Genomic DNA, 4,780 nt, shown 5'->3' on the forward strand with positions numbered 1-4,780 from the left:
GGACGGAGTCGCGCGCGGCCTGGTGATGTGCGACGGCTTCTCGGCCATCCGGGCCCGCATGGTCGGCTCGCGTGCGCCGGCGCGGCCCCGCCGGTTCTCGCGCGTGGGCCGGGTGCCGGGATCGGCCCCGGCCGGGGCGGCGGCGGGGCGGTGGTCCCTGGTGCCGGCGGGCCCGGAGGGGGGCGCCCCCGAGGACGGCCTCGACCGCGAGGAGCTGGCCGAGGCGGTGGCCGAGCAGCTGCTCAACCGCTGGGGCGTGTTGTTCCGCGACCTGGCGGTGCGCGACGGGCTGCGCCTCCCGTGGCGGGACCTGCAGTGGGCCCTGCGCCGGCTGGAGGACCGCGGCCTGATCCGGGGCGGGCGCTTCGTGAGCGGCTTCGGCGGGGAGCAGTACGCCCTGCCGGCGGCCGCCGAGCAACTGGCCCGGGTCCGCCGGGCGCCCAAGAGCGGTGAGCGCGTAACCGTCAACGCCACCGACCCTCTCAACCTCGTCGGGCTGGTCGTCCCGGGTGACACGGTGCCGGCCGTGCGGACCAACCGCGTCGTCTACGTCGACGGCGTGCCCGAGGACTGACGAGGGGCCGGCGAGAATTAACCGGATGGACCCACATCCGTAGTGAGGACTTCGTGATCGCCCGCTGCCGCGACGGGTCGAAGCTGCCCGAGCTGTTCAGCCCGGCCGAGCTGCGTCCCACGGTGACCGGCGGCGCCGCGACCTGGCCGGCCGGCGCCTGACCCACCGCTGACCATCCCCGGGCCGGCGCCGCCGCCCTCCGGCATGCTGTGGCCGTGGACGGCGTCACCCCGGAGACCTGCGCCGAGTGCGGCTTCGACGCCCGGGCCTGGACGCGCCGCGATGCCGGGTCGCTCCTCGACGCTCTCGGGACCTGGTGGGCCCTGGCCACGACCGGCATCCCCGCCGCCGAGCTGAACCGTCGGCCGGCGGCGGGTGTCTGGTCGGCCCTGGAGTACGGCCTGCACAGCGCCCTCGTGACGGCCGTGATCACGGAGGGGGTCGAGCGCATCCTGGCCGAGGACGGTTGCCAGCTGCCCGCGCCCCCGACACCAGCCGACGCTGACGGCGCCGTCGGCCTCGACCTCGATCCGGCCCCGGTCCTCTCCGCTCTCCGGCACGAGGGAGCGCGCCTGGCGGCGCTGGTCCCCGGGCGGGCCACGGCTCCCGACAGGTGGGCCCGGACCGGACGCCTCGGCCCCGTCACCATCCAGGCCGAGGCCGCGCTCGTGCACGCCGTCCACGACGCCAGCCACCACTTCATGGACGTGAGCCGGGGGCTGACGGCGCTCGGGGCGGGGGCGCCGGCCGCCACCGGAAGGGTGGCGCAGGTCAACAGCTCCGGCGGCGGGGTCCCCAAGGCGGCGGTGCCGGGCGGGCGGATCGGGTGGCGGGGCCTGGAGGGGGACCGCCAGCGGAACCGCAAGCACCACGGCCGCCCCTACCAGGCCCTCTGCCTGTGGTCCTCCGAGGTGATAGCCGGGCTGGCCGCCGCCGGGCACGCCCTGGCCCCCGGGCGGGCCGGCGAGAACCTCACCGTGGCCGGGCTGGACTGGGCCACCCTGCGCGCCGGGACGGCGATGCGGGTGGGGTCGGCCCTGATCGAGATCTCGTGGCCGGCCATCCCGTGCCACCACCAGACGCAGTGGTTCACCGACGGGGACTTCTCCCGGATCTCCCACGAGGACAACCCGGGCTCGGCCCGCTGGTACGCGTGGGTGCGCCGGCCCGGCGCCGTCGAGGTCGGGGACGAGGTGGAGGTGCTCGGCCGCCTGGACTGAGCCCGCTCAGTCCAAGGCCAGGGCGGCGGCGGCGGCGAACAGGTCGTCGGCCAGGCCCTCGTCCCCGCTCACCAGGCCGCCCGAACCGACCCGGTCCGTGCGGTTCCCCACGACCCGGCAGAAGGCCGAGCCGTCCACGACGACCCGGGCGGCGGCCGGCGGCAGCGGGTCAGCGGCGCCGGCCGGGTCCAGCCCCACGTCCCAGGTGCCGCCTCCGGGCCCGGTCAGCACCAGACGCACGGCGCGTCCGGGCCGGGCCCGTCCCGCCAGGGCCACGCCGGTGGGAAGCAGGCCGACCGCCAGCGCGGTCATGCGGGCCAGGGACTCGGCGTCGGGGTCGGTCGGGGGGCGCCCGGTGGCGCGCCGGATGTCCCCGTCATGGATCCAGATCTCGAAGGCGCGCACCACCAGAAGCAGGTCGAGAGGCAGGGTGATGCCGAACCACGTGACCGCAGCACCGGGATCGGCTCCTTCGGCGGCGGCCAGGCTCAGCGCCGCGGCGTGTGACCACTCGGCCTGCGTAGCGCCGGCCGGTCGTCCCCCCTGGGCCCGGGCGAAGGGATCGGTCGCGGCCACGTGCTGGCCGGGCCCCGGGTCCGAGCCCGCCTCCTCCAGACCGCCCCGGAAGTGGGTCTCCACGCCGATGAGATGGCCGACCAGGCCCTGGACGTCGAGGTCCCGGAGGGTGGGACGGGCCCACTCGTCGGGAGCGAGACCGGTGACCAGCTCGTTGAAGGCGGCGGTGATGCGCCGGAATACCTCGACCCCGGAGATCTGGGCGGGCGGGGAAGTGGGCCGCCCGGGCGGGCGGTGCTCGCGGGCCCGGTCCAGCATGCGGTCGCGCAGGCCCCGGGGCGGCGCTTCGGCCTCCGACTCCGCCAGAGCAAAGCGCAGCTCGCGCAGAGCGTCGGCGCCGGCGCGCTCGGCGGACGTCACAGCGCGTCCACCTCGAGCGGTGCCAGCCACTCCGCCAGCTTGGCCTGGGCCAGGCGCATGCGCGACTTGACCGTTCCCTCGGGGACGCCCAGGACGGCGGCCACCTCGCGCTGGGGCCGTCCCGACCAGTACGCCAGCTCCACCGCCTGGCGCTGCGCCTCGGGAAGCCGGGCAATGGCCTGGCGCACCACCTCGGCCACCGTCACCGCGTCCATCCTGTCCGACGCCCGCCCTTCGGGCCGCGGCTGCATCAGCTCGCAGTGCTCCTCACGCGCGCGCCGCCGCGTGTCGCTGCGCACGGCGTCGACGGCCCGGCGGTGGGCCTGCACCCCGAGATAGGCCCGCAGCGAGCCCCGCTCCGGGTCGAACCGCTCCGGATTGCGCCACAGGGCGGTGAAGACCTCCTGAACCACGTCCTCGGCGACGCTCCGGTTCGCGACCACCCTTTTCGCCACACCGAACACCAACGGCGCGTAACGGTCATACACCTCGGCCAGGGCGTCGTCGTCCCCCGCCGCCAGCCGGGCCAGCAGAACACAGTCCCCCCGGTCCTCCACGGAAGTGAAGGTACCGGGCCGGCGGCGCAAAGTCTCGGGTTCCGGAAGTATTTCCGCAACGGGGCTTGCGAGCGACATCACCACCCGTCATTCGCCGGACACAGCCGGTGCGGATCACTGGCCTGCGGGCGGATCCGGCGCAGTGATCCGCGTCACCCGGCGGCTCCGAACCGTGACCCAGGGCCGCCCGACCGTGCGGGGCCGGGCGCCCAGCGAGGAGGCGAGAGCACCCAAATGGCACATTCCAACGAGATCCGGTTGCGCGATCTCTACGCCGTCTTCGCCACGGGGGGACCTGGACGGGTTCCTCCAGGGCTGCACCGACGACGTGAGCTTCCACGTCCCCGGCAACCCTCCGAACAGCGGGGTGTTCACCAAGGCCGGCTTCCCGGACTGGATCGTCAAGGTGCTCACCGTTGCGGAAGGCACCTTCCAGGAGCATGTCCTCGACGTGATCGCCAACGACGACAGGGGGGTCCTCCTCCTGCGCCACGAGTTCGACCGGGCCGGGGCCCACCGGCAATACCTCACCGCGCACGTCTGCGAGCTGAGGGACGGGGGACACCATGGCCTGGTTGGTGCGGACCACCGGGACCCACACCGGAGGGGATCTCGGCTTTCCCGCAACCGGGCGCACCTTCGAGACGCTGAGTGCCAACATCGGCAGGGTCCGTGACGGCCGGGCCGCCGAGCACTGGTCGGAGCAGGGGATGCTGCCGATGCTCCTGCAGCTGGGGGTCATGCCCGTCCCGGCCGGCTGACAGCCCGCAAGGGAACTTTGCGCCGATAGCGCGGCGCTAGGGTCGGGCGTGGACCTCGACGCCCTGGCCTATCTGTCCGTCACCCGCCTGTACGCCTCTTATGCCGACGTGGTCACCCGGCGGGCGTGGGCCGAGCTCGACGCCCTGTTCCTTCCCGACGCGCCGGTACACGTCGACCGGGTGAACGCCCCCCCGATCGAGCTCGTCGGGCCCGCCGCCTTCGGGGAGTTCGTGGCCGGCTCGATCGCCCGCTTCGAGTTCTTCGAGTTCGTCATCCTCAACCACGTGGTCCGGGTGCACGGGGACGGCGCGGCGCGCGGCCGGCTCTACATGGTCGAGCTCCGCCAGGACAGCGTGACGGGCGAATGGAGCAACGCCTTCGGCGTCTACCACGACGACGTGGTCGTGGCCGGCGGGGCGTGGCGATTCGCCGAGCGCCGTTACCAGAGCCTGGCCCGCAAGCTCGGCCCGGGGCGGGCCGAGGTGTTCCCCTTCCCCGGGGCCCACTCCGACCTGTGATCCGTAAAAGTGGCCAGTAGATGACCGGTTTTGGATGACAGGCTGACCCCGACACCCCACCGACGAGGAGGCCTCCGTCCCGATGTCCACCGCCACCCCGACCCCGACCGAAGCCCCGACCGGGCGGCCGGCGCCCGAGTCTGATCCCGAGCGCCGGGACCTGCTCGAGACCCTCGCCAAGCACCGCGGGTTCGTCCGCCAGACGGCGCAGGG

At 74.4% G+C, this 4,780-nt stretch carries 6 protein-coding genes; 4 read left to right on the forward strand and 2 right to left on the reverse strand.

Annotation, left to right across the window (positions count from 1 at the left end; translation table 11 throughout):
• The coding region (locus VFW24_03830) for a hypothetical protein (protein ID HEX5265880.1) at positions 1-574 on the forward strand (574 nt) is incomplete at its 5' end.
• A gap of 215 nt (positions 575-789) precedes the next feature.
• Positions 790-1,794, forward strand: a complete 1,005-nt coding sequence (locus VFW24_03835; GenBank protein ID HEX5265881.1) for an MOSC domain-containing protein — start codon at positions 790-792, stop codon at positions 1,792-1,794.
• Positions 1,795-1,800: 6 nt separating this feature from the next.
• Here VFW24_03835 and VFW24_03840 read toward each other — a convergent pair whose 3' ends face one another.
• Positions 1,801-2,730 carry a maleylpyruvate isomerase family mycothiol-dependent enzyme gene (locus VFW24_03840; protein ID HEX5265882.1) on the reverse strand — a complete coding sequence of 310 codons (930 nt, stop codon included), beginning with the start codon at positions 2,728-2,730 and terminating at the stop codon, positions 1,801-1,803.
• Positions 2,727-3,287: a sigma-70 family RNA polymerase sigma factor gene (locus VFW24_03845; protein ID HEX5265883.1), complete on the reverse strand. Its 561-nt coding sequence runs from the start codon at positions 3,285-3,287 to the stop codon at positions 2,727-2,729. Before VFW24_03845 ends, VFW24_03840 begins: the two co-directional genes overlap by 4 nt.
• A 566-nt stretch (positions 3,288-3,853) precedes the next feature.
• Here VFW24_03845 and VFW24_03850 point away from each other — a divergent pair.
• Together VFW24_03850 and VFW24_03855 are read left to right on the forward strand one after the other, a co-directional pair.
• Positions 3,854-4,048, forward strand: coding sequence for an ester cyclase (locus VFW24_03850; protein ID HEX5265884.1), 195 nt, complete (start codon positions 3,854-3,856; stop codon positions 4,046-4,048).
• 48 nt (positions 4,049-4,096) lie between these two features.
• On the forward strand, positions 4,097-4,567 hold the full coding sequence (locus VFW24_03855) for a nuclear transport factor 2 family protein (GenBank protein ID HEX5265885.1): 471 nt from the start codon (positions 4,097-4,099) through the stop codon (positions 4,565-4,567).
• Positions 4,568-4,780 lie beyond the last annotated feature (213 nt).

This window comes from Acidimicrobiales bacterium, from assembly GCA_036273495.1.
Classification (GTDB): domain Bacteria; phylum Actinomycetota; class Acidimicrobiia; order Acidimicrobiales; family JAJPHE01; genus DASSEU01.

Coding starts and splice junctions, on each gene's coding strand:
- VFW24_03850 (HEX5265884.1), top strand. CDS start 3,854: ATGGCCTGGTTGGTGCGGACCACCGGGACCCACACCGGAGGGGATCTC.